Here is a 23,037-nt window from a genome sequence, read left to right on the forward strand (position 1 = left end):
ACTTGTTGCCCCACTTTCATTAAGAAGATTTTTCAACTACTGTTCCATTCGGGAAGAGGATGTCCCCAGGTATATAAGAGTTAATGTCTGACCATAGTATTCATCCATTCCCAATTCCTTATACATCATCTACCCTCTGTTGGTTGCGAAATCCAAAAATAAATTCATCAGGTCTTGGGGAAAAAAATCCATAACGCGCGATTTCGCACGTTATGGATTACAAATCCCGCCATTTGAGCCATTCGCTGTCTTACAATACTTGAATATTGGTAGCGCAGCACAAGATAATTAACGGGACGCTTGTCCGTCAAATTATTTGCCCGTGTCTTCCTTGCCAGCATCCGGTGTCTGGTCGCCCTCAGCCGGTTTATCGGTTGTGCCGTCCTTCTGCTCGTCACCTGTGCCTTCAGCAGGCTTGTCCGTATTCTCGCTCTTCGGAAGATCCATGCTCTCAATCAGATCGTTAAGCTCATTCTGCATGAAGTTATCGATCTTCGCGGAAGCAAGCTCATTCAGAATGCCTTCCTTCTGATCGGCAGGAAGCTTGTCATATGCAACTTCCTCGCGCTTCTCCACCTTCATGACATGGTAGCCGTAATCCGTCTCAACAGGAGCGCTGATTTTGTTCAGCTCAAGCGTCAGAGCTTTTTCCTTGAATTGCGGTACCCAAGAACCCGCAGGTTTGTTCTCAATCAGCCCCCCCTTGTCCTTGGAGGCCGGATCCTGGGAATATTCCTTCGCTACTGCGGCAAAATCCTCGCCTTTGTTCAGCTTGGTTTCCACTTCCTTGGCGATTTTAAGGGCTTCTCCCTCTGGTCGGTCCTTGCCTTCCGCATCTTTAAAGCTCACCAGGACATGGCGAACGCTGATGTTGGTATAATCCTTCTTGTTTGCATCGAAATCCTTCTTGATATCCTCTTCGGAGACCTGATTCTTCTCGTGCTCCATTACAGTCAGAACACGAAGCATGTAGTTCTTCAGGTCCTGCTCTGTCAATTTCTGCGTTTCCAAAGCTGCTTTGAACTGATCTTCGCCCATACCGTTCTTCTGCTGCTTGAGCAGATCATCGGCTTGCTTCTCGGCAGCTTCTTTTGCTTTATCGTCAGCTTTGGCATACAGGTATTCATACGCTACGCCCTGCTTGGCCAAATACTCTTTAAATTCATCCATCTGCAGAAATTGGGCGTATTCCGGAGACATGAACTGGATCATGCGCTGCTCCAGATCGAATTCCTTCTCGGTAATTTCTCCGCCTTTATATTTCACAATGACTTTACTGTTATCTTCTTTGGCACCCTCGGTTTTGTCGTTTCCGCATGCAGCGATCATCGACATGGATAGTACGGCTGTGATGGATACAATGAATGTCTTCCATACCTTTTTATTTCTTAACGGCATTTTGTAGTTCTCCCTTCAGGTTGAATGGCCCTTGTGCAGCCTCCAGGAATTGCTCCAGCAATTCTAACAATTGTTGATCGGAAAGTCCCTTGCCTTTAATGCGAATAGCCATCGCAGGTCCTTGTTCAAATTGTACACGTCTTTCAAACATATTTCCAATCTGCGCAAGACCTGCTGTATTAACCGCCTTGTCCTGTCCTTCATAGAACTGCAGCAGCACATCGTCCCCGCGCTGAATAATCGAGTCGATCCCGTACGTACGACCATATACCTTCAAGCGGGAAACAGCAAGCAGGTTACTTACCGCCAGCGGCAGCTCGCCAAAGCGGTCAAGCAGCTCATCTTCAAGCTCAGCCGATTCGTCAATGGACGAGACGACCGCCACTTTTTTATAAATTTCGATTTTCTGAATGCTGTCATAAATGTAATCCGATGGCAGGTATGCGTCAATGCCCAGATCGATGGATGTATTCCAATCTTTTGTCGGCAGCGCAGGCTCGCCCAGCATGCTGACTTTGCGCTTCTGAATTTCCTCAGCCAGCATCTGCGAGTAGAGATCGAACCCGACAGAAGCAATGAATCCATGCTGCTCCGCTCCAAGCAGATTGCCGGCACCGCGAATCGACAAGTCCCGCATCGCGATCTTGAATCCGGAGCCAAGCTCCGTGAACTCTTTGATCGATTGCAGCCGCTTCTCCGCCACTTCGGTCAATACTTTATCGCGCTGGTATGTGAAATAAGCGTAAGCGATTCGATTGGAACGCCCTACACGTCCGCGCAGCTGGTACAGCTGGGAGAGACCCATTTTGTCCGCATCGTGCACGATCAATGTGTTTACATTCGGAATGTCGACACCCGTCTCGATAATGCTCGTACTGACCAATACGTCGTATTCGCCATCCAGGAAGTCAAGAATTGTCTTCTCCAGCTCTGTCTCCGACATTTGACCGTGGCCGACACCCACTCTGGCCTCCGGCACAAGCATGGATATCTGAGCGGCCATCTCCTGAATGCCTTGAACCCGATTGTAGAGGTAGTAGACCTGACCGCCGCGGGCCAGCTCACGCTCGATAGCTTCCCGAACCAGGGTCTGGCTGTGCTCCACGACATAAGTCTGCACCGGAAAACGATTCTCCGGCGGTGTCTCAATAACCGACAAATCCCGAACGCCGAGCATCGACATATGCAATGTGCGGGGAATCGGCGTTGCCGTCAGCGTCAACACGTCCACATTGGTCTTCAGCTTCTTTAATTTCTCCTTATGCGTAACGCCAAACCGCTGTTCTTCATCAACGATAAGCAGTCCCAGATCTTTAAACACAATATCCTGAGACAGCAAGCGGTGTGTACCGATCAGAATGTCGACGGAACCCTGCTTCACCTTTTTGATCGTCTCATTCTGTTCCTTACGGCTGCGGAAACGGCTCAGCACCTGAATGTTGATCGGATAATTGGCAAAACGCTCCCGGAACGTCTCGTAATGCTGCTGCGCCAAAATCGTTGTCGGTACAAGTACCGCAACCTGCTTGCCTTCGATGGCCGACTTGAATGCAGCACGAACCGCCACTTCGGTTTTTCCGTAACCAACATCGCCGCACAGCAGCCGATCCATCGGTCGATTTTGCTCCATGTCTTTTTTGATCTCGGTAATGGCACGGAGTTGATCGGGTGTTTCGTCATAAGGGAACATGTCCTCGAATTCCTGCTGCTCTGACGTATCTTTCTCAAATCCGTATCCGGGAGCGGACTGACGCTCGGCGTACAGCTTAATCAGATCATCGGCAATATCCTGAACGGAGGAACGGACCTTGTTCTTGACTCGGGTCCATTCATTTCCGCCCAGCTTGTAAACCTTCGGCTCTTTATCTTCAGAACCGACATATTTCTGGATAAGATCGATCTGTTCAATCGGAACGGACAGCTTATCGCCACCAGCATACAAAATATGCATGTAATCCTTATGGATCCCGTTGATCTCCAGCGTCCCGATCCCCATATATTTCCCGATACCGTGGTTTTGATGCACCACATAATCGCCGACTTTGAGCTCTGTGTAACTCTTGATACGCTCGGCGTTGTCCATATTCTTCGTGCTTTTGCGAGTTTTGCGCTGCTTCGAGGAGAACATTTCGCTCTCTGTAATGATGGCGGCATGGACAGAAGGCATCTCGAAGCCATTCTGCAGATGCCCTTCAAGCATCACCGGCTCGTCAATGCCATAGTCCTGCAGCACTCGCCGCATGCGGTCCATCCGCTCCGCATCGCCCGCCAGCATCATGACCTGAACGCCAGATTTCTTCCAGCGCTCCATCTCCGCCTTAAGCACGTTCATCTGACCATGGAAATCCTGCATGCCGCGCGTGATGACATTAATGATGTTCTGCGGCTGCATTCTTGGCACCTGACGCAGGAAGATCGAGATCAGCAGGCTTTGATATGGATGCTGATAGATCAGTTCCTCCGTATCCAGCGACAACGGCAGCTCCGGAAGGGATTTGCCATTCTGCATCAGATGCAAATTCCATTCGGCCTCATCCCGTTCCAGCTGCTTCGCTGTTTCGAGCAGACGTGCCGGTTCATCCATAATCAGAATGGTATCCTTCGGCATGTAATCATACAGATTGGTCTTCTCCGGATATAACAAAGAAATATATTTATAGAGCTCAGGGAAATAAATCCGCTCGCGCAGCATTTCAACTTCGCGGTGTATTTCATCCCGCAAACGGAGCTTGGCTTGGCGGTCACTCATACGTTCGAGCTGCGCCTCCAGCAGACGAACCACCGTATCAGCCGTACGGCTGAGCCGCTCCAAATCCGCAATAATCTCCTTGCACGGCGTGATGACTACTTCCCGAACCTTATCAATCGAGCGCTGATCGATGGGGTCGAATGTTCGAATCGAGTCGATATCCTCATCAAACAGCTCAATACGGTAGGCCATCGTCGTTGTCATCGGATAGAAATCGATGATGCCGCCGCGGACACTCATCTCACCGCGGCTCTCAACCCGTTCCACCCGCTCATATCCCATCTCAACCATCCGATTCAAGAAGGAATCCAGCACAAGCGTCCCGCCATCATGAAGCACGATCCGGGCATCCGACATCACTTCCGGTGCTGGAAGAAGCCGGCGCACGCCGGAAAATGGCGCAACGACAATACCCCGGAAGCCCCTGGCACAGCGGACGAGTACATCAATCCGTTGTGCCAGAGTCTCGGGGCTTGATACCGCCGACTCAGCCGCTACCAGTTCATTCGCTGGGTATAACAGCACTTGATCAGATGATAGCGCTTCCTGCAGATCATCCGCGATTTTCTGGGCTGAAAACATATTATGAGTCACAACGAGCAGCGGGCGCTGCTGGTCTTGATGCAGTGCAGCCATTAAGATTTGCCTGGACGACCCGGAAAGACCGGAGATCAATTGCTCCCTCATACCGGCATTAACCCCGGCCGTAATGGATTTGAAATCCGAATCCTTCGAAAATACATCAATAAGTGCTTGTAACAAAAGGGGGCACCTCTCTTATGCAAAAGAAATGAATTTCCTAGAATCTATTTCTCATGGAATTTTAAACATTTGCCAAAAAATTATAACCGAAAAGAAGCCTTGAGCAAAACTGCCAAGGCTAGGGCAGCGGCAGACTATGCCACTGTATGTCTTCTACGAAAAAGCATCGTGTACCCCATTATACTCTCATTGCAGGGGATTTGCCAAAAGACTAAGCTCCGGATGGGCTTCGAGCGCTTCCCTGCAATGATCGCAGGTTACCCGAACCATAACTTCTCCGTTAAAATCATACGCTATTATATCCTTGCGTTCCTCAGGGGTCAAGGAATCAAAACCAAGACGTGCTTCGGATACATGATTGGAATCGATACGGCCCTGAAACGCTCGACAGTGTCTACAAACATAGGTTATCGCCATCATATGCCTCCTGAAGGTTGTATATACCTTCAGTATGCCCGGACTTTCCTTGTTTAAGACGCTGTTCTTCTGCTTCGGGAGCCTCAATACATCTCTTGTATGTCTGCATCATATGATGCTCCTCTAGGATTTGTTAAACTTCGCCATCGTCTGTTCAAAGGTATGATCCAGGCTGAACTCCAGCGCATCGCAGGTTTCTTCCACCATGCTCTGCAGCTGCTCACGCTCCTTCTTCGGAAAGGTGCCCAGCACATAGTCTACGATGGCATAACCCGGCTCCGGCCTGGATATTCCCATGCGGACACGGTTAAAGCTTTGAGTGCCCGTATGCTGAATGATGGATTTGATGCCATTATGTCCTCCCGCACTGCCCTGATAGCGCAGACGGATCTTGCCAACGACGGTATCCAAATCATCATAAACTACAATCATATCTTCCAGATTTACTTTATAATAATCCATATAGGCGCGTACAGCCTCGCCTGAGAGATTCATAAAGGTCATCGGTTTGATCAAAACGGTCTTGGAACCGCCAATCATCCCTTCGGCGATGACCGATTTGCACTTGTTCTGATTGAACTTCATGCCATGACGCTCCGCCAGAGCATCCAGTGCCATGAACCCAACATTGTGGCGTGTCTTCTCATAAGCTGGACCAGGGTTGCCCAGTCCGACAATCCATTTCATCACTGGTTGATTCCTTTCACGATTTATACTTTCTTCTTTGCGCATTTCTGAGTACAATATGAACAAAACCTATTGGCGTAATGCCCTCATAAGAAGGTGAATCGGCATTGAAAGCTTTTGAACAGAAATTAACGCATCACAGCCATTTTCAATACCATATGAAGCATGGCATCCCCGTTCAAGTCTATGAACTCGGTTGTCACATAGACGTGGGTCTGATCACTGCAGTCGACGCCTATTTTGTTGAGCTTGAGGGAACGCTGTACAATCGGAGTACGTTCACTTTCATTTCCAGGCCCGGATACTGACATGGCCAACCGTGTATTAACAGGCCTCTATTATGAAAACGTTTACTTCACAGTTGTTCAACTGCGATGCCGGGGTAAGGCCGAGCCAAAGTCACCATAGCCGACAAGGGCTACATTTCCTAATAAGGAGATGTAACCCTGTCCGGCACGGTTTATTATTCTATTTCAAACAATTTACTAATCGATAATTCCTCGTGAACCCGAATGATGGCTTCTCCCATCAATGGAGCAACCGACAGCACGGTCAGCTTGCTGCTAGGATTAGGATTGGTGATCGGAATGGTGTCTGTTACAACAACTTCCTTCAGCGGAGAGTTCTCCAGACGCTCATGGGCAGGGCCCGAGAGAACCGGATGTGTACAGCACGCATACACTTCTTTTACGCCGCCTTCCATCAACGCGTTGGCACCCAGCACAATCGTTCCGGCTGTATCGATAATGTCATCGATCAGAATGGCTGTTTTGCCTTCGATATTCCCGATGATGTTCATGACTTCACTGACGTTCGGCTCCGGACGGCGCTTATCGATAATGGCCAGCGGAGCATTCAGGAAATCAGCCAGCTTTCTTGCACGAACCACACCGCCGTGATCCGGAGATACAACGACTGGGTTCTCAATCTGCTTCGAGCGGAAGTATTGTGCAAGAATCGGTACGCCGAGCAGATGATCCACCGGAATATCAAAGAAGCCTTGAATCTGCATCGCATGCAGGTCCATCGTTATGACGCGATGAGCTCCTGCCTTCTCGATTAGGTTCGCAACCAGCTTTGCAGTGATCGGATCCCGCGAACGCGCTTTACGGTCTTGACGGGCATATCCGTAATACGGAATTACCACGTTGATGCTCTTCGCGGATGCCCGCTTGAGCGCATCGACCATAACCAGCAGTTCCATCAGGTTATCATTCACCGGCAGGCAGGTAGACTGTACGATATATACGTGGCAGCCCCGTACGCTCTCGGAGAGCTTTACTTGAATCTCGCCGTCACTAAAGCTGGTTGTATGCGATTCCCCCATCGGAATGCCGATATAGTCAGCGATTTGATGAGCAAGTTTAGGATTGGAATTACACGTGAATATTTTTAATTTAGAATCAAGATAAGTCATAGAATAAAAACCCTCCGTGCTGGTTCGTTGAATTAGGCTATCCGATCACCGCTTCCCATCTTCGCGAGAGAAGCAGGCGTATTACGATTTACTTGTTCTTCTTAGCAATAGCGCGTGCCCGAATCTTCTCTGCATATCCAGGCTTGTTCTCTTGACGCTGTCTGGCAATGGCCAGATCATTGTCGGAAACCGAATGCGTAATGGTGGAGCCTGCAACAACGAATGCGCCCTTGCCTACCTTCACCGGTGCAATCAAATTCACATTACTGCCGATAAATGCATCATCTTCAATCTCGGTAATGGATTTATTATAACCATCATAGTTGACAGTAATCGCTCCACAGCCGATATTGACGTTCTTGCCGACCTTGGCATCGCCAACATAACTGAGATGGGATACTTTTGAGCCGTTGTCAATCGTGGCATTCTTCACTTCAACGAAGTCGCCAACCTTCACATCTTCACCCAACTTGGCGCCTGGGCGGAGATAAGCAAAAGGCCCCACCGATGTCCGCGAGCCGACTTCAGCACTGCTGAGCACCGAATGTTTGACGCTGGCACCATTGGCGATAACGGAGTCTTCAATATCCGTATCGGGTCCGATCACACAGTCTTCTCCGATCACCGTATTCCCCTTCAGGATGGTACCGGGATAGAGCACGGTGTCAGAACCAATAGTGACATCAGCACCGATATACGTCGAAGCAGGGTCAATGATAGTAACACCGTTCAACATGTGCGTGCGGTTGATGCGCTCTCTCATGAAGCCTTCGGCCTCTGATAGCGCAAGACGATCGTTGACGCCAATCGATTCCGCATAATCATTCGTCTGATAAGCAAGCACGGTCTCGCCGGCTTGTTTCAGGATACCGATGCAATCGGTCAGGTAATATTCTTGCTGCGCATTCTGATTGGTTACCTTATCCAGTGCAGCGAATAGCTTTTTATTGTCAAAACAATAGGTACCGGTATTAATTTCAGTAACTGCGTCCTCTTCCGGACTGCAGTCTTTCTGCTCGACAATCCGAAGTGCACTGCCATCCTCGCCACGGATGACCCGGCCGTAGCCTTTGGGGTTGTCCATATGCGCGGTAAGCACCGTAGCGGCCGCGTTGTTGCTCTCATGAAGCTTCAAAAGATTTTCCAGTGTCTCTGAAGTCACCAGTGGAGTATCCCCGCAAATGACAATCGTGGATCCTTCCTCAGCGCCAAGAAGTTCCTTGGCTTGCTTCACAGCGTGACCCGTACCGAGCTGCTGTTCCTGCAGAACATATTCGGCTGCGTCTTGCAGATATGTGCGGACGGCTTCCGCGCCGTGACCAACGACCACAACACTGCGTTCACAGTTCACCTGCTGTACCGTTTGCAATACATGTCCTACCATCGGCTTGCCACAAACAGGATGCAGCACTTTATATAGTTTGGATTTCATACGTTTGCCCTGCCCAGCGGCGAGCACAATAGCAAATCTTTTCAAGGGCCATGCCTCCTCCTCTTGAACTCACTACTGAATATATATCATTCTACAAAAAAAGAAAAGAGAGCCATAGGTATGGCTCTCTTTTCCTTGAACCCCAATTGTAGAACTTAAGCGCCTTCTTCAATCACTTCTTCTTCTGTAGCCGCGCGCTCATACTCGGCTAATACAGCCGATTGAATCTTCTCGCGGGTACCGGAAGAAATGGGATGGGCAATGTCGCGGAATTCTCCATCAGGAGTGCGTTTGCTCGGCATTGCAACAAACATTCCATTGTTTCCGTCGATGACGCGAATGTCGTGAACGACAAATTCATTATCGATGGTAATGGATGCGATTGCCTTCATTCTCCCCTCAGAGTTAACACGGCGGAGTCTGACATCCGTAATTTGCATATGTGTTCACCACCTTTTTCCATCAGAGACTTGGTGTATAATTCCACACAGCAAACCCGAAATCCTTCTTTTTTCTACTATAAAATGTCCTAAAAACAGGAATTTTTTTTAGAAAGTGATATTTTCGACAGACTTCGGGCAAATTCGAATGAAAACGCTATTATATCGACAAATATCGCGATCCTATTTTTCGAAGTAATTACCAGGGTTCACGGTAATCCTCTTCGTTTTGGAGTCCACATCGCTTAGGATGGCGAGTGAGATATAGTCCTCCAGAAGCCTTTCCTCGGTTTCAACCGCTCCCGACTCTACCAATACACCTACACCTGCGACTTCGGCATTAAATTCACCCAGCAGATCAACCATACCTTGTATGGTACCCCCCGCCTTCATAAAATCATCCACAATCAGTACACGGGAGCGTTCTTTGAGCGCCCGGCGGGACAATGACATGGTGTGAATGCTCTTGTGTGAGCCCGATACATAATTGATGCTTACGGCCGATCCTTCCGTCACTTGATGGTCCCGGCGAACTAGTACGACCGGCAGGTTCAGCTGGGCCGCTGTCGCATAAGCCAGCGGAATCCCCTTGGTTTCCACCGTCATGACTACATCAATATCCCGGTCCGAGAATGCGGTAGCAATGATCTTGCCCGCCTCGTTCATCAGCGAAGGCTGTCCAAGCAAATCCGACATGTACAGATAGCCGCCTGGCAAAATCCGGTCCGATTGCTGAAGCTGCTGACACAGCTCCTCGGCAAACCGCAGCGCATGATCCTTACGCAGCTTCGGAATGTGCCGAACTCCGCCCGCTGCACCAGCCAGCGTCTGGAGCTCTCCGAGCCCCTCACTCTCAAATACGTCCTTAATGATCGCCAAATCCTCACTGATCGATGACTTGGCCGCTCCATATCGCTCGGCGAACGTCGTCAGCGGAATCAACGTATGCGGTTTGGATAGTAAATATTGGGTCATGTCGACCAATCGTTCGCTTCGTTTTAATTTTTTCACTAGGGTTCCTCGCTAAATCCGAATATTATATGTTAAATATAACACTTTTGTACGTATTTATACAACTTCAATTGAAATTCGCCCCCGAATTGTCAATAATAACCGTTTCTAGGTAAGCAGGCGAACAGCATACACTTCCTTGCAGAAACCCCGCAGACCATTATAAATCCGGGCCACCTTGGATTCCTTCGATACCAGACCGAAGACCGTAGGTCCGCTTCCGGACATCAACGCTCCATCGGCTCCCAGCTTCAGCATCCCTTCCTTCAGCTGCTGAACCTCGGGGTGCATCTTCAAGGTAACCTCCTCCAGCACGTTGCCAAGCGATTGGCACATCAACTGGAAGCTGCCCTGCGAAAGCGCCTCTACCATACGCTCAGCGGATGGATGGTGCTGGATCTGCTCGCTGCGCAGACGGCCGTAAACTTCCGCCGTCGATACGTTGATCGGCGGCTTCGCCACGATCACCCAGCACTGCGGCGGATTCGGGATCGGCGTCAGCACCTCGCCGCGCCCTGTCGCCAGTGCTGTGCCGCCGGTTACGCAGAACGGCACATCCGAGCCGAGCTCCGCGCCAAGCGCAAGCAGCTCTTGCTGGGGGATGTTCAGCTCCCAGAGGCGGTTCAACCCACGCAGAGTTGCCGCTGCATCACTGCTGCCTCCTGCGAGTCCTGCCGCGACGGGAATTTTTTTGTCCAGGTGAATGTGCACACCCTTCTTCACGTCGTAGCGCTCTTTGATTAGTCTTGCTGCCTGAAAGGCCAAATTCTTCTCGTCCAGCGGTATGTATCCTGCCTGTGAGGTGATGATGATGGTATCCCGCCTCTGTTCCGACATCTCGAGCCGGTCGGCGAGGTCGATCATCGTCATGACCATCTCTACCTCATGAAAGCCGTCAGGACGTTTATGGAGTACATCCAGCATCAAATTAATTTTGGCCGGTGCTTTTTCGTATATTTTCAAGAACGTTCACCTATCCTTAGCTTTTCCCATATGCTTGAACTTACCATATTCGGAGAAAAACATCTATTGCCTCTATCTTAACAAACTCCGGCGATGAAGTCATGGGACCGTCCGTTGCAGCGTACCCGTGCCGCTTGAGCCGCAATAAAATAACAGGGCCTCCCGCTTTACGGAAGGCCCTGCCCTGTGGTTTACAGATCTGATTTGCTAGCTGCCCGCTCTGCGAGCTCAATCGCCCGTTTTACCATGTTGCCGGCATCCTTGGCTTTAATGCCTCCCCAGCCTTCCTTCTGCACGGTGTCGTAAAATCCCAATTCCTTAGCCAATTCGGTCTTCAGTTGATCTGACATAATACTGCGCCTTCTCCGGCTCATCAAACCCGCCTCCTTGGAAAATGTATTGAGTATGGCATGAACGGCTTACAGCGCGTTGTAGAGGCCTTACGTAAAGCTCCTCAAGGCTTAAGTCTCCACTGGCCGCATTCAGGCGGTTGAAGAGACCCGCGCAGCCTTAGTATGCGTTCCATCTCTCCTTGTCATTCCTCTGGAGAGCTGGCAACAACAAAAAACAGCCTCCCTGTAAGTGGAGACTGTTCTCGACATATCGTTATGACTTGATATAGGTGATTCGCATCTCGTTGTCATCACCGGTTACCATGATTTCCACGGTTTCGGTCAGAATATCGGCATAACTGTAAGACACACGTTTAAAAGTCTGCTGGTCTTGATCCAGCTTCACAATGAAAACAGAAGGGTACGTTTCTTCCAAAACACCAGTACGCTCGACGGTCTTCCGACGGCCACCGTTAGCCCGAAGCGTAATTTTTTGCCCTAAATGGGCATCGAGACTGCGTTTGATTTCCAACAGCGCATTTTTAGCCATTGTCGACGACCACCTCTTTCCTTGTCCATTATACCGAAGATTCAGTCATTTGTCAATTCAAAAACATTAATTATATCAGCATCAAAAATACCTTGTCAACGAATTTTTTTTGATCCCGTATTTCTCGTGTTCATTTGTTTTAATATGCGCTAAAATGACAAGCTTTATGTATTTTTTTTGACAAATTTCTTTAGGTTTCGAAAGAAAAAATAAAAAAACCCCAGCTTGTGGGGTTCTTCTTGGTTTGTCCTCAGCGGCATGATTCAACCGCTAGCACTAGGATTTTGGCTAGCTAACGGAAGGCGTAACCTTCAAAGTGGACAAATCCTGCAGTTTGGGCAGACCGATCCGGTAGCTGCCTCTTGTTTCGATTCCGCCCACGCCTTGGCTGCCGCTAATCGTATGATGGACGATATCATGAATATTTACGGTTTCCCTGACCGACGTATAAGCTGCCTTGGCAGCTACATACACGGGATCCAGCGCATGGATGAGAATTCGCCCTGGCGAGCTGGCAAAATTGGCTCCTGCCTGCAGAAGTGCTTCGAAATGCGATTGGCACGCACCGGCCACAATGACCAGGGAATCCAGATTCCGCTCATACTGACGGGCTACCTGGATAGCCGTGACGAAGTTGTGTGAATTTTTATAGCTGTCCAAGCTATATAAGTCGTATGGCTGTCGTCTCTTGAGAACACCATCATGACCTGTAATCACAACGATATCGGGTCTTACCCTGGGAAGAAGACGATATAATGAATCGGCCATCGACGACTCATTGATATAATGGCCTTCCGCTGGTACCCGAAGCTGATTGTACAAGGCCATGCTTTTCTTCAGGTACTGGGGATCTCCATCCAAATGCAGCACCTTGCCCGGCACGTCAAAGTATCCCTTATTCGCATGCTGGTCGCCTTCGATATTTCGCAGATTGGCCAGTTGACGCTCGCTCTGCTCCTGACGGTGCTTCTGAAGGCGGTCAAGCGACTCACTGGCTTTAATTTGTGCCTGCTTTGTTCGTTCGCTTACGGCGGGATGCGGGACCGTGACCAAATCATTAACGGGAGCGTCGGCCAATAACCGGAATTCCGTCCCTTTGATGACGATATTATTATTTTGCCGCATGCCTTCTACCCGGAACGTTACATCGCCGCCGTAGGATTTACGAACGACCAAGTCTCCCAAGTTCATCACAACATCACCCCTACCCTATGGTATGGGCCACTGTGACTATTGGTTCTTAGGAAGCTTCAATTTATCATGTTAAACCCCTTCAGGGCCCCCTGCGCACGTCAATCTGCTGGTCTATCGAATATCGGCGTTGTAGAGCACATTGCTAAGTTTGGCATACTCTTCGATGCTGAGTGTCTCTCCGCGCCGTGAAGGCACAATTCCTGCTTCCTGCAGCAGCTGTTCCAGCCGCTCACGTCCTTCACCCGCAAAGAACCGGCTCTTCAGGTTATTGGCGATGGTCTTCCGCCGCTGTGCAAAAGAAGCCTGTACCACTTCGAAGAAAAACCCTTCGTCTTCTACGCTAACAGGTGGCTCTTCCCGTACGGCTAGGCGAATAACAGCCGAAGCGACATTGGGCTGCGGAATAAATACCGTATGCGGCACGATACAGACCAGCTTAGGCTCACTGTAATATTGGACAGCGATGCTGAGACTCCCGTAATCCTTGCTTCCCGGTGCCGCAGCCATACGCTCTGCTACTTCTTTCTGGATCATCACGACGATATTCTCCAGCGGCAGCTTCTCCTCGAGCAGCTTCATCAGAATCGGCGTTGTCACGTAATACGGAAGATTCGCAACGACGCTGACTTTCGATACGCCCGCAAAGTCTTGTTGGAACAACTCATGAAGATCCACCTTCAATACGTCCCCATGATGAACCTTCACGTTCTCATAAGGCTCCAGCACTTCCCTCAGGATCGGAATCAAGCGCTGATCAATCTCTATCGCTGTAACCGTTCCTGCAGTCTGTGCAAGCTTCTCCGTCAATGCTCCGATGCCAGGACCGATCTCTAGCGCTCCTTTATCCTCATCTAATCCTGCGGCCTCCACGATTTTGTAGAGAATATTCTGATCGATGAGAAAGTTCTGACCCAAACTCTTCTTGAAGGAGAATCCATGACGTGAGATGATCTCCTTCGTCCGTCTTGGTGTTGATATATCATCGAACCGGCTCATGATTTTACGCCCCCCTCTTCCAGCTGCGTCAGCGCGGCCAGAAATTCTTCACGTGATATTTGAAACGTGGCCAGTCGTTTATGAAACTGCTTGCTGTTGCAATATCCGATGCCCAGCAGGTTTCCCATCGCCATCCGTCTTGCCGCAGCCTCCGGATGGGCCGATAAACCGGCCTCCATCATGTCCTGCAGACTGATCAGGCTCTCTCTGCCCTCGAAGGAGGTGTGGACCCTCTCCAGCGCACGCAAAATGGCCTCAGGAGAGGCGTTCTCAACGCCGATATCCCCTTTTCGGGTAGCGTCCTCTTCCGGAATGAAGGCGTGTTTGCAGCCTGGCACGCCCTGCTCCACGATTTTCCGAATCCGCTCTCCTGCATGATCGGGGTCCGTTAATATAATAACGCCTCTGCGCTCCTGGGCAAGCGCGATGCGTTTAAGGATTTGCTTATTGATGGCAGAACCGCCCGTTTCGATCGTATCCGCGTCCACGGCCCGTTTAATGGCTACCGTGTCGTCCCTGCCCTCCACAACGATTACTTCTTTAATCATGCGATTGCTCTCTTCCTTCCCACGCAAGGCCGGCTTGTACAGCGAATGGTCAGCTTCAAGCCCCATAGGCCTTATATTATTACTCGTTTTTTACAAAACAAAAGAAGAGGAAAGATTCCCTCTTCTTCATCATCATTTATTATAAGCTAAATAGTATAGCATTAGAATGGCATTGTAAATTGGAATTCATTCGTTTAGTTCAATTCAGGTTTAACCGGACCGATCACGTAAACAGTACGGCCGCTTTTACGTCCGAAATTCATGGCGGATTTCAACGAATCGTAATAAACATCAATTTTGTTTCCTTTGATGGCACCGCCCGTATCTTCCGCACGACGGAAGCCGATGCCTTCAATATACACCCACCATCCGATGGGGATGATATTAGGATCTACCGCAATCGTCCGACCTTCCGTCACACGTGTTCCGGATGCTGTCCGAGTGCCGATTCCTTGCTGCTCGGCAGAATACGCCGTCATCGACACGTTGTTCAATACCTTTTTGTATTTAAAATCAACGCCTGCCCGAGAAGCCACATTATTCTCCACCGCTTTGGCGGTTGTTACCTTTTTCGTGCCGGAGAGTTTAGCCGGTGTTGCTTTCACATCGGTGGCTGCCGCTTGAGCAATAGCGGGTTTCTCCACTTTTTTCGTGCCTACAGCAATAATTTTGTCCTTCGTTCTGCGCTCAATCTCCTGGGAAACCTTGGTCTTGGAAACCAGCTTGCCATCGTGATAGACCTTCTCATAGTGATTTACCATGATGCCGGACTCACCCCGCTGAATCACGCGGTTGTCACCCTTTTCGAGCGATGGATCGGCTGTCTTAATCACACGAAATTCCCGGTCTTCTGTTTCCTTAACGTTTTGTTTCGTAACGCGCACGACGTTGATACTCATATCGCTGGTAAGCTTCGTATGCTGTGCCGGTTGTACTATATCTTCACCCTGGATCGTAATGCCAGCTTCTTTCAGTACATGATCAACCGTATCCTGGGATGTAAATATGGTTTTGGTTTTGCTGCCAACTGTAACCTTGACTGGAACTGCCCGTTCAATGATGATCCGGTCGCCGTCCTGGATCGCACCGTTTAGAGGCATCGAAATCTGATCCTCTGGGCTCAACGTGATCGCTTGCTCATCCAGCAATTCCTGCAGCAATGATCCACGTGTTTCTACTGTGGTGACACGACCATCGACCACAAGCTGAACTTCCTTGCCTGTCTGATCATGTACAATCAACGAAACGAGAAGTGATACCGTAACGGCTCCCATCGTGCCGAGCAACATCAATTGACGCAAATTGTCATGCTTCCATCTCAATGCGTAAGACATGCTGGATGATTGTGATTCATGGGTTTCTTCAGGTTGAAAAATGCCCACTATTCCATCCTCCTTCATAGTCCCGCCGTCTTCAGTAACGCATGAATGCATTTGACGTGACTATAGCAATTATTCTCACAAGGCGCCCTGCTATCTATCTAACACCCTGCGTCAATTCCCGTCTTCCCGTCCATCTACCACCACCTCCTGATTACCAAGAGTATGATGATCCCTTCGCCATTATTCAAAAATAAAAGAAAGCCATTGAAAGAGTACTAGAGGCTCTAACGTGGCTTCCTGATGATTAGAATCATGGAAATGGTATGCACGAGATTTCCCCTCTTATTTCGCTTACGGAGTTAGCTGTCGGGTTCGGACGTAAGAGAGACGCCCTATATCCGGATACCCGCTCATGGCGAGATCCTTCAAATTCACCCCAAAGACCCGATAAAGAAATCAAATACGGCTTGGTGCATTCAGACCTGTATGCACGGCAGTATCGGTTCCCCCGTTCTCCAGAATTTCGGAGATTAAGCGAGACGGTTCATGAAATATTCGGCTGGCGATCTGCACATCGCAGCTTCTTATCACTGAAAAGATGATATCCTGTTTACATGCAGGTTGTAAAGCAACAATCAACCACATTTTCTGATGTAAATGGTTAAAATATTGTAATATCAACGCCTTTTCTGATTAAAAAACTTTAATTAATCGAAAATGCTCTCTTTTTCATCGCTTTTGCTCTCAATTTCGTTAAATGCCAAATCGTTCCAGTGCATTTTTGGTGGTAATTTGGGCCAATTCCTCTAAGGACATGCCCTTAATCTCGGCTGCGGTCTCCGCCACTAATTTTACATAAGCGGTCTCATTTCGCTTCCCGCGGAAGGGGTGGGGGGTCAGATAAGGCGAGTCCGTTTCGATCAATAATCGATCGAGTGGAACCTGCGCCAATACCTCTTTAGGCTGCTTCGCATTCTTGAAGGTAATCGGTCCTCCAAATGAAATATGGAATCCCATATCCAGACACATTTTGGCCGTTTCCCAGCTCCCGGAGAAGGAGTGCATTACACCGCCGACCTCGGCGGCTTTTTCCTCCCTTAGAATCTTTACGATATCTTCATGTGCATCCCGGTTATGGATGACAATGGGCATGTTCAGTTCCCGAGCCAGTCCGATTTGGCGGCGGAATACTTGATGCTGTACTTCTTTTGGGGATGTATCCCAATAATAGTCCAGACCAATCTCCCCGATAGCCACCACCTTCTCATGACTGCATAGGGAGGCGATCCAATCCAGATCCTGATCCTCCATGGTGATGGCATCTACAGGATGCCAGCCTACCGCTGCATATATAAAGTCATAGTTCTCTGCCAGCTTCATCGTGGTCGGGATGGTCTCCCGGTTAAATCCGATGTTAATCATCCGGCTCACGCCGGCTTCAAGCGCCCGCGCGATGGTTTCCTCCCGGTCCTCGTCGAATTGGGGAGCATCCAAATGAGTATGCGTGTCGAACAGCATGATATTACCCTCTCCTTTCCTGTCGTTTCCTTGTTGTATATTTTCCTGCAGCACTGCTTATACCCATCATGCTGCGGTTGTCCTGCTCACCAAGTTAATTCTGCTGCTTAAAAATCTCACCTATCTTCTCCGGCATCTGCTCCAGTAGCGGATACACCTTCTCCTCCGGAAAATAAAGATGATATCGCCCTTTATGAATGCCGCTGATAGAGCGTACAATATCGGACACCTCGGAAATTTCCCGCAGCTCATCATGCCGATCCAGAAGCAGGATCTGCTTCTCGTTAAGCGGCATATCAGAATGAACCTTATCATAAGGAAGATCGGTTGGAAAATCAATCTCCAGGTCATATTCCGGATGCAGCCCCGCATCGCGGAACGCTTGGCGTATCCCGTCGATGGTCTCCAAATCGATATTGTCGATTTCTACATATTTATAGAGCTTCCGGTGCATGAAACGGCCGCATAATTCGCCAAGAAGCTTGTCTTCCTCCTCGGTCCATTGCAGAAATGCCGTCTGAATAAGCGCTTCATCCAGGCGCAGGTATTGATTTACACCGATATTGCCTTCAAACAGGGCCGGAAGCGGCTCGACCATAAACCGGAAAGCGTACCCGTTGTCATGCAACTCTTTTGCACGGCGAAAGATTTGACGCAAGATGATCTCCGAACTTCGGGTGACAGGATGAAAATACACCTGCCAGTACATTTGGTACCGCGACATCAGATAATCCTCCACGGCGTGCATGCCGGATTCCTTGACCACCACGCGGTCACGGAACGGCCGCAGCATCCGCAATATCCGGTCGATGTCAATGGTCCCATAATTCACTCCCGTATAATACGCATCCCGCAGCAGGTAATCCATGCGGTCTGCATCAAGCGGACTGGTTACCAGGTTCATGACAATCGGCTTATCATACGTCTTGTTAATGACGGAAGCCACTTTCTCCGGAAAATCTGCCCCAAGCTCCTGCAGAACCTTGTTAACACAAGTATCACCAAGCAGTATCCGGCATGTCCAATCCTCGTGGTTCATATTGAAGGCTTCTTCTATAGAGTGGGAAAAAGGCCCGTGTCCCAAATCATGCAGCAGCGCCGCACAGAGAGCCACATGCCGTTCCTCGGCTGGCCAGTCAGAATACCCTCTCCGTTCGAATTGAGAGATGATTCTTCTCGTAATTTCATAGACACCCAGAGAATGAGAGAATCGGCTGTGCTCCGCTCCGTGGAAAGTCAGGTAAGAGGTCCCAAGCTGCCTGACCCGGCGGAGCCGCTGGAATTCCGGCGTATTGATTAACCTCCATATGATATCGTCCTGCACATGAACATAATTGTGGACTGGATCCTTGAACACTTTTTCTTCCGATATTGGGGAATGCATCCATCTCATCTCCTTATCATTTTGATGTGGATATGGCCGTTTAACACTTCTTTTGACAACTAATGTCGAACAATGTCGAATAAGGTAAAAACGCGCTTTCCAAATCGACAAATAGAAAATTGCAACAATAATTGGTTCGATTATGGTAATTCCTTTGTTATACAAGGGTTTTGTTCACTATACTTTCGTAAATAGGTTCCGATTTTTCAAAAATATAGGTTGACTGTTTTGGGAATCGTTGGTACTATAAATAACATAAAAACTAGAACTATGTCGAATTATGACTTTTTTAAATTATGGCGAGAGGGGCATTTATAAGTTATGATGAAATCAACAGGAATTGTAAGGAAAGTCGATGAGCTTGGACGGGTCGTCATTCCAATTGAGTTACGCCGTACGCTCGGAATTGGTGAGAAAGACGCATTGGAGATTTATGTAGACGGCGAACGCATCATGCTTAAGAAATATGAGCCTGCCTGCATCTTCTGTGGTAACGCTGAGAATGTCACTTACTTCAAGGGTAAAATTGTTTGCCATGAATGTATCTCGGAAATCCCTACACCTGTGACAAATTAAGATTTTTAGTATATAATAGCATTATTACACTTTGTTAATTCTAACCTTTTTCATATCTCCTTGGCACCTTCCTCGGCTTTGAACCCGGCCGCAGGAGGGTCTTTTTTTGAGATTAAAGAAAGTTTTCAGTGAAATGCAAGCCATTCTTCAATCCTTTACGGGTCCCAGCAAAGTTTTTAAAATAATCATCAAAGCATAGGCTCTACTTTGTGGGCTATTTGGCTATCCCCTGCGCCAGGTATGGGTGGTCATGAATCTGCTAATAACGCGTTATATATATCCCGCTTCGATACACCGCGATCACCCGCGGTTTTTTTCATAGCATCCTTCCGGCTTAATCCTTCCCGCTCATAATGCTCTACATGCTCTTCCAGCGAAAGCTCCTGCCACCAGGCATTTTTCTCCCGAAGCTCTTCCTCTGCACTGCCCGCCTCTACCACCAAACAATATTCACCCAATGGAGGATGTTCCGTAAGCCACTCCAGGCACTCTGTCACGCTTCCGCGTAGAAATTCCTCATATCGTTTGGTCAACTCGCGTGCGAGGGTCACCTTCCGATTTCCCAGTACCTCTTGCAGGATCTCCAGCGTTTTCTTCACACGATGCGGGGATTCATAGAACAACAGCGTTCCCTGCGCCGATTGCAGTGCCTGCAGCTGCTCCACGATATCCTTGCGTTCCCGCGGCAAAAAGCCGATAAAGGTAAACCGTTCGGTTGGCAGACCCGAGACGATTAAGGCGGAAAGTGCAGCATTGGCCCCCGGGATTGGAATGACGGAAATTCCCGCTTCAATGGCCAGTGAAACCAGGTCCGTACCAGGGTCTGAAATGGCCGGCAGACCGGCATCGCTGACGAGTGCCACATTTTTTCCTTCTATTATATAGCGTATGATTTCAGGACCGCTCGCCGCCTTATTATGCTCGTGATAACTGAACATCGGCTTGGACGGAATTTCGAAATGCGTCAGCAGCTTACGCGATTGCCGCGTATCCTCCGCTGCGATAATGTCGCATTCCTGGAGAATCCGCACCGCACGGTACGTCATGTCCTCTAAATTACCGATCGGCGTCGCCACCAAATAAAGTGAACCCGGGCTTCCCTCGTCCCGAGTTGCATAACTCTGTTGCACGATATTTCTCATTCTTTAGTCTCATCCTCATGTGATCCGTAGTAAATTTCCATGAAATCCGGGCCGTAATTTCCTTGCTCGTCATACACAATCAGCGGAGGCTTCAACCGTACCTCCGGCTTCCCATCCCGAATGCCTTCTATGAGCACCATGTTGGCCTCCATATCTACACGCGGATGGACAAAACGGATGACTTTCGGTTCAATCCGGTATTTGCTCATCAGGGTAATAATCTCCGCCAAACGCAGCGGCTTGTGAACCATGCTCATCTTCCCGCCCTGGCGCAGCAGCTTCGCACAGGCTTCAATCACTTCCGCAAGCGTGCAGTGGATTTCATGCCTTGCAATCGCTTGATGCTCATTCAGCTTTAAGTCACTGCCATTCATCGGCATATAAGGCGGATTCACCGTAATCAGGTCATAGGTTCCATACCCTTTTTCCTTGTACAGCTCCCGCAGATCGCCTTCATGTATCGTGATCTGCTCCTGTAGACCATTCATCGTTACACTCCGTCTAGCCATATCGGCCAGTCTGGGCTGTATCTCGATGCCTTCAATCGGTGCACCTGTACGTGTCGACAGCAGAATGGGTACAACTCCGTTCCCCGTGCACATATCCAAAATGCGGCCCCGCCGTGGTACGCTGGCAAACCTGGCAAGCAGGACCGCGTCCATGGAGAAGCTGAAAACCTCCTCGCTCTGGATGATTCCAAGCTCATGGGTGAGCAGATCATCAATCCGCTCTGATGTCTGTAACAGCACTTCTTTCAATTTCATAGTTTCAACCCTTTATCTCCATAATAGATCCTTGCCTCGTATTGCCCTAACTAACCGCATGTCGGGCCTATAAAATACACAAAAGGCTGCTCTTCACATTGCATGACAAGCAGCCGTATGACGTTCTTATCGATCCTTACAGTATAACCTTTCCATTCTAGAAAAAAACCGTAGGCAGTTTCTCCTACGGCTTCTCATTTATTCAAAAAAGACAAGCAGAACAGGCAATCCCCTTCCGTGCGCAGATGTCCATAATAGACATTGCAAATGTGGAAGCCTTCATGATACAGCCGGGCCAGGTTATCATATCCCTCACCGACCACATCTTCTCCATGTTCCTCATCCTTCACATGAGGCTGAGGTTGTATAGCAACTGGGTTTTCAAATTCTGCCGGATTGACTTCCCTCTTTAAGATTTTCCGGAGCTGTTCATTTTCAAGACTGAGGCGATGGTTCTCTTCCAGCAGTTCCTTGATGACCAGCTTAAGTCCACCCAGTTCACTGTGTATATGTCCCATCTGTGTTTCCAACTCTTGAATGAGCACAAAAATGTTTTTCTTCTCCAAGTCTACACCCCGAAAATAAACATTCTATTGGACTACTTGATGACAACGTCATCCATCGGAAGTTCCTTAACCTTTCCAATTTCAAACAGCTGAACATGAACCGTCCGCTTATCCGCATTAAGTCCGACTACTTTGCCTTCTCCCAGCGAAGTAACGACAAGCTTTCCAGCGGATGGAAGCTCTTCTTTCACGCTTTCATAATTATCATGCTCAAATTTCAGGCAGCACATCAATCTTCCGCATAGCCCGGAAATTTTAGTCGGATTGAGCGATAGGCTTTGATCCTTTGCCATCTTGATCGATACCGGCTCAAAATCACCAAGCCATGAGGAACAGCACAGTACGCGTCCACAGGGTCCAAGACCGCCGAGCATTTTGGCTTCGTCACGAACTCCGATTTGGCGAAGCTCGATTCGAGTTCGGAATATACTGGCCAGATCCTTAACCAGTTCACGGAAATCCACACGGCCTTCGGCGGTGAAGTAGAAAATGATTTTGTTGCGATCAAATGTGAATTCCACATCGACCAGCTTCATTTTCAGCTCGTGATCCCGAATTTTATTTAAACAGGTGGTGAATGCATCTTTCGCGGCGTGCTTGTTCTCTTCAACCACACGGGCATCGGAATCACCAGCGATGCGAATGACCTTCTTCAGTGGAAGAACAACGTCCGATTCACCAACCTCCTTCTTTCCTATCACAACTTGACCATACTCTATGCCTCTCGCGGTTTCCACAATGACGGATTGTTCCTTCTCCACGGGCAGATCGAGCGGATCGAAGTAATATATTTTGCCCGCTTTCTTAAAGCGGACACCTACTACACTGTACAAAAATAAACCCCCTTGTGCCTGTACATATTGGCCATT

The 23,037-nt window shown here is 49.0% G+C and carries 23 protein-coding genes and 1 riboswitch; of the genes, 2 read left to right on the forward strand and 21 right to left on the reverse strand.

Annotated features, from left to right (window positions below):
• Nucleotides 1-312 precede the first annotated feature (312 nt).
• From B9D94_RS28280 to pth, 4 genes are all read right to left on the reverse strand, one after another.
• Entirely contained in the window at nt 313-1,398 is a 1,086-nt protein-coding gene (locus B9D94_RS28280) for a peptidylprolyl isomerase (RefSeq protein ID WP_148248512.1), read from the reverse strand.
• Nucleotides 1,382-4,909: a transcription-repair coupling factor gene (gene mfd, locus B9D94_RS28285; protein ID WP_148248513.1), complete on the reverse strand. Its 3,528-nt coding sequence runs from the start codon at nt 4,907-4,909 to the stop codon at nt 1,382-1,384. Before mfd ends, B9D94_RS28280 begins: the two co-directional genes overlap by 17 nt.
• A 186-nt stretch (nt 4,910-5,095) precedes the next feature.
• Entirely contained in the window at nt 5,096-5,326 is a 231-nt protein-coding gene (locus tag B9D94_RS28290) for an anti-sigma-F factor Fin family protein (RefSeq protein ID WP_006207424.1), read from the reverse strand.
• 123 nt (nt 5,327-5,449) lie between these two features.
• Entirely contained in the window at nt 5,450-6,013 is a 564-nt protein-coding gene (gene pth / locus B9D94_RS28295) for an aminoacyl-tRNA hydrolase (RefSeq protein WP_006207423.1), read from the reverse strand.
• A 107-nt stretch (nt 6,014-6,120) separates the two neighbouring features.
• On the opposite strand from pth, the gene B9D94_RS28300 reads away from it, so the two are divergent.
• Complete coding sequence (locus tag B9D94_RS28300; protein ID WP_006207422.1) at nt 6,121-6,321, forward strand: hypothetical protein; 201 nt, start codon at nt 6,121-6,123, stop codon at nt 6,319-6,321.
• 155 nt (nt 6,322-6,476) lie between these two features.
• On the opposite strand, the gene B9D94_RS28305 is transcribed toward B9D94_RS28300, so the two are convergent.
• From B9D94_RS28305 to B9D94_RS28365, 13 genes are all read right to left on the reverse strand, one after another.
• Nucleotides 6,477-7,430, reverse strand: coding sequence for a ribose-phosphate diphosphokinase (locus tag B9D94_RS28305; RefSeq protein WP_006207421.1), 954 nt, complete (start codon nt 7,428-7,430; stop codon nt 6,477-6,479).
• A gap of 88 nt (nt 7,431-7,518) precedes the next feature.
• The gene (gene glmU / locus B9D94_RS28310; RefSeq protein WP_006207420.1) at nt 7,519-8,907 is read right to left on the reverse strand and encodes a bifunctional UDP-N-acetylglucosamine diphosphorylase/glucosamine-1-phosphate N-acetyltransferase GlmU; all 1,389 of its coding nucleotides are present in this window, start codon (nt 8,905-8,907) and stop codon (nt 7,519-7,521) included.
• A gap of 110 nt (nt 8,908-9,017) precedes the next feature.
• Nucleotides 9,018-9,302 carry a septation regulator SpoVG gene (gene spoVG / locus B9D94_RS28315; RefSeq protein ID WP_006207419.1) on the reverse strand — a complete coding sequence of 95 codons (285 nt, stop codon included), beginning with the start codon at nt 9,300-9,302 and terminating at the stop codon, nt 9,018-9,020.
• A 183-nt stretch (nt 9,303-9,485) separates the two neighbouring features.
• Nucleotides 9,486-10,313, reverse strand: coding sequence for a pur operon repressor (gene purR, locus B9D94_RS28320; protein WP_006207418.1), 828 nt, complete (start codon nt 10,311-10,313; stop codon nt 9,486-9,488).
• Between the two features lie 108 nt (nt 10,314-10,421).
• Nucleotides 10,422-11,276, reverse strand: a complete 855-nt coding sequence (ispE, locus tag B9D94_RS28325) for a 4-(cytidine 5'-diphospho)-2-C-methyl-D-erythritol kinase (protein ID WP_006207417.1) — start codon at nt 11,274-11,276, stop codon at nt 10,422-10,424.
• 191 nt (nt 11,277-11,467) lie between these two features.
• Entirely contained in the window at nt 11,468-11,650 is a 183-nt protein-coding gene (locus tag B9D94_RS28330) for a small, acid-soluble spore protein, alpha/beta type (RefSeq protein ID WP_006207416.1), read from the reverse strand.
• A 232-nt stretch (nt 11,651-11,882) separates the two neighbouring features.
• Nucleotides 11,883-12,158 carry a biofilm formation stimulator Veg gene (gene veg, locus B9D94_RS28335; RefSeq protein WP_006207415.1) on the reverse strand — a complete coding sequence of 92 codons (276 nt, stop codon included), beginning with the start codon at nt 12,156-12,158 and terminating at the stop codon, nt 11,883-11,885.
• A gap of 288 nt (nt 12,159-12,446) precedes the next feature.
• Nucleotides 12,447-13,349 (reverse strand): sporulation peptidase YabG, encoded by a 903-nt coding sequence (yabG, locus tag B9D94_RS28340; protein WP_036640982.1) that lies wholly within the window; start codon nt 13,347-13,349, stop codon nt 12,447-12,449.
• A 114-nt stretch (nt 13,350-13,463) separates the two neighbouring features.
• Nucleotides 13,464-14,348: a 16S rRNA (adenine(1518)-N(6)/adenine(1519)-N(6))-dimethyltransferase RsmA gene (rsmA, locus tag B9D94_RS28345; protein WP_063478222.1), complete on the reverse strand. Its 885-nt coding sequence runs from the start codon at nt 14,346-14,348 to the stop codon at nt 13,464-13,466.
• The gene (gene rnmV / locus B9D94_RS28350; RefSeq protein WP_036640994.1) at nt 14,345-14,896 is read right to left on the reverse strand and encodes a ribonuclease M5; all 552 of its coding nucleotides are present in this window, start codon (nt 14,894-14,896) and stop codon (nt 14,345-14,347) included. The genes rsmA and rnmV overlap by 4 nt, the downstream gene beginning before the upstream one ends.
• Nucleotides 14,897-15,090: 194 nt before the next feature.
• Entirely contained in the window at nt 15,091-16,278 is a 1,188-nt protein-coding gene (locus tag B9D94_RS28355) for a resuscitation-promoting factor (RefSeq protein WP_006207411.1), read from the reverse strand.
• A 272-nt stretch (nt 16,279-16,550) separates the two neighbouring features.
• Nucleotides 16,551-16,765: riboswitch (cyclic di-AMP (ydaO/yuaA leader) on the reverse strand.
• Nucleotides 16,766-16,971: 206 nt separating this feature from the next.
• Complete coding sequence (locus tag B9D94_RS28360) at nt 16,972-17,736, reverse strand: TatD family hydrolase (RefSeq protein WP_006207410.1); 765 nt, start codon at nt 17,734-17,736, stop codon at nt 16,972-16,974.
• A gap of 94 nt (nt 17,737-17,830) precedes the next feature.
• Complete coding sequence (locus B9D94_RS28365) at nt 17,831-19,120, reverse strand: HD domain-containing protein (protein ID WP_006207409.1); 1,290 nt, start codon at nt 19,118-19,120, stop codon at nt 17,831-17,833.
• A 321-nt stretch (nt 19,121-19,441) separates the two neighbouring features.
• Between B9D94_RS28365 and B9D94_RS28370 the strand changes: the two genes are divergently transcribed.
• The gene (locus tag B9D94_RS28370; RefSeq protein ID WP_006207408.1) at nt 19,442-19,696 is read left to right on the forward strand and encodes an AbrB/MazE/SpoVT family DNA-binding domain-containing protein; all 255 of its coding nucleotides are present in this window, start codon (nt 19,442-19,444) and stop codon (nt 19,694-19,696) included.
• A 248-nt stretch (nt 19,697-19,944) separates the two neighbouring features.
• Here B9D94_RS28370 and rsmI read toward each other — a convergent pair whose 3' ends face one another.
• The 4 genes from rsmI to B9D94_RS28390 form a co-directional block, all read right to left on the reverse strand.
• Complete coding sequence (gene rsmI, locus B9D94_RS28375; RefSeq protein ID WP_006207406.1) at nt 19,945-20,838, reverse strand: 16S rRNA (cytidine(1402)-2'-O)-methyltransferase; 894 nt, start codon at nt 20,836-20,838, stop codon at nt 19,945-19,947.
• Nucleotides 20,835-21,602, reverse strand: a complete 768-nt coding sequence (locus B9D94_RS28380) for a tRNA1(Val) (adenine(37)-N6)-methyltransferase (protein ID WP_120662312.1) — start codon at nt 21,600-21,602, stop codon at nt 20,835-20,837. Before B9D94_RS28380 ends, rsmI begins: the two co-directional genes overlap by 4 nt.
• A gap of 194 nt (nt 21,603-21,796) precedes the next feature.
• Nucleotides 21,797-22,168 (reverse strand): DNA replication initiation control protein YabA, encoded by a 372-nt coding sequence (gene yabA / locus B9D94_RS28385; RefSeq protein ID WP_006207404.1) that lies wholly within the window; start codon nt 22,166-22,168, stop codon nt 21,797-21,799.
• Between the two features lie 32 nt (nt 22,169-22,200).
• Nucleotides 22,201-23,001, reverse strand: a complete 801-nt coding sequence (locus B9D94_RS28390) for a PSP1 domain-containing protein (RefSeq protein WP_006207403.1) — start codon at nt 22,999-23,001, stop codon at nt 22,201-22,203.
• Nucleotides 23,002-23,037: the final 36 nt, after the last annotated feature.

This window comes from Paenibacillus sp. Cedars, from assembly GCF_003184205.1.
In the GTDB taxonomy this organism is placed as follows: Bacteria; Bacillota; Bacilli; order Paenibacillales; family Paenibacillaceae; genus Paenibacillus_AQ; species Paenibacillus_AQ glucanolyticus.

What these genes read in the sequence shown, in the direction of transcription:
- B9D94_RS28380 (WP_120662312.1), bottom strand. Translation starts at nt 21,602, where the DNA reads ATGAAATTGAAAGAAGTGCTGTTACAGACATCAGAGCGGATTGATGAT.
- pth (WP_006207423.1), bottom strand. Translation starts at nt 6,013, where the DNA reads ATGAAATGGATTGTCGGACTGGGCAACCCTGGTCCAGCTTATGAGAAG.
- veg (WP_006207415.1), bottom strand. Translation starts at nt 12,158, where the DNA reads ATGGCTAAAAATGCGCTGTTGGAAATCAAACGCAGTCTCGATGCCCAT.
- B9D94_RS28290 (WP_006207424.1), bottom strand. Translation starts at nt 5,326, where the DNA reads ATGGCGATAACCTATGTTTGTAGACACTGTCGAGCGTTTCAGGGCCGT.
- rsmA (WP_063478222.1), bottom strand. Translation starts at nt 14,348, where the DNA reads ATGAGCCGGTTCGATGATATATCAACACCAAGACGGACGAAGGAGATC.
- B9D94_RS28360 (WP_006207410.1), bottom strand. Translation starts at nt 17,736, where the DNA reads ATGCTGTTCGACACGCATACTCATTTGGATGCTCCCCAATTCGACGAG.
- B9D94_RS28305 (WP_006207421.1), bottom strand. Translation starts at nt 7,430, where the DNA reads ATGACTTATCTTGATTCTAAATTAAAAATATTCACGTGTAATTCCAAT.
- B9D94_RS28280 (WP_148248512.1), bottom strand. Translation starts at nt 1,398, where the DNA reads ATGCCGTTAAGAAATAAAAAGGTATGGAAGACATTCATTGTATCCATC.
- rnmV (WP_036640994.1), bottom strand. Translation starts at nt 14,896, where the DNA reads ATGATTAAAGAAGTAATCGTTGTGGAGGGCAGGGACGACACGGTAGCC.
- B9D94_RS28370 (WP_006207408.1), top strand. Translation starts at nt 19,442, where the DNA reads ATGATGAAATCAACAGGAATTGTAAGGAAAGTCGATGAGCTTGGACGG.
- yabG (WP_036640982.1), bottom strand. Translation starts at nt 13,349, where the DNA reads ATGAACTTGGGAGACTTGGTCGTTCGTAAATCCTACGGCGGCGATGTA.
- spoVG (WP_006207419.1), bottom strand. Translation starts at nt 9,302, where the DNA reads ATGCAAATTACGGATGTCAGACTCCGCCGTGTTAACTCTGAGGGGAGA.
- B9D94_RS28365 (WP_006207409.1), bottom strand. Translation starts at nt 19,120, where the DNA reads ATGCATTCCCCAATATCGGAAGAAAAAGTGTTCAAGGATCCAGTCCAC.
- rsmI (WP_006207406.1), bottom strand. Translation starts at nt 20,838, where the DNA reads ATGAGAAATATCGTGCAACAGAGTTATGCAACTCGGGACGAGGGAAGC.
- B9D94_RS28330 (WP_006207416.1), bottom strand. Translation starts at nt 11,650, where the DNA reads ATGAGCCGGAGAAGGCGCAGTATTATGTCAGATCAACTGAAGACCGAA.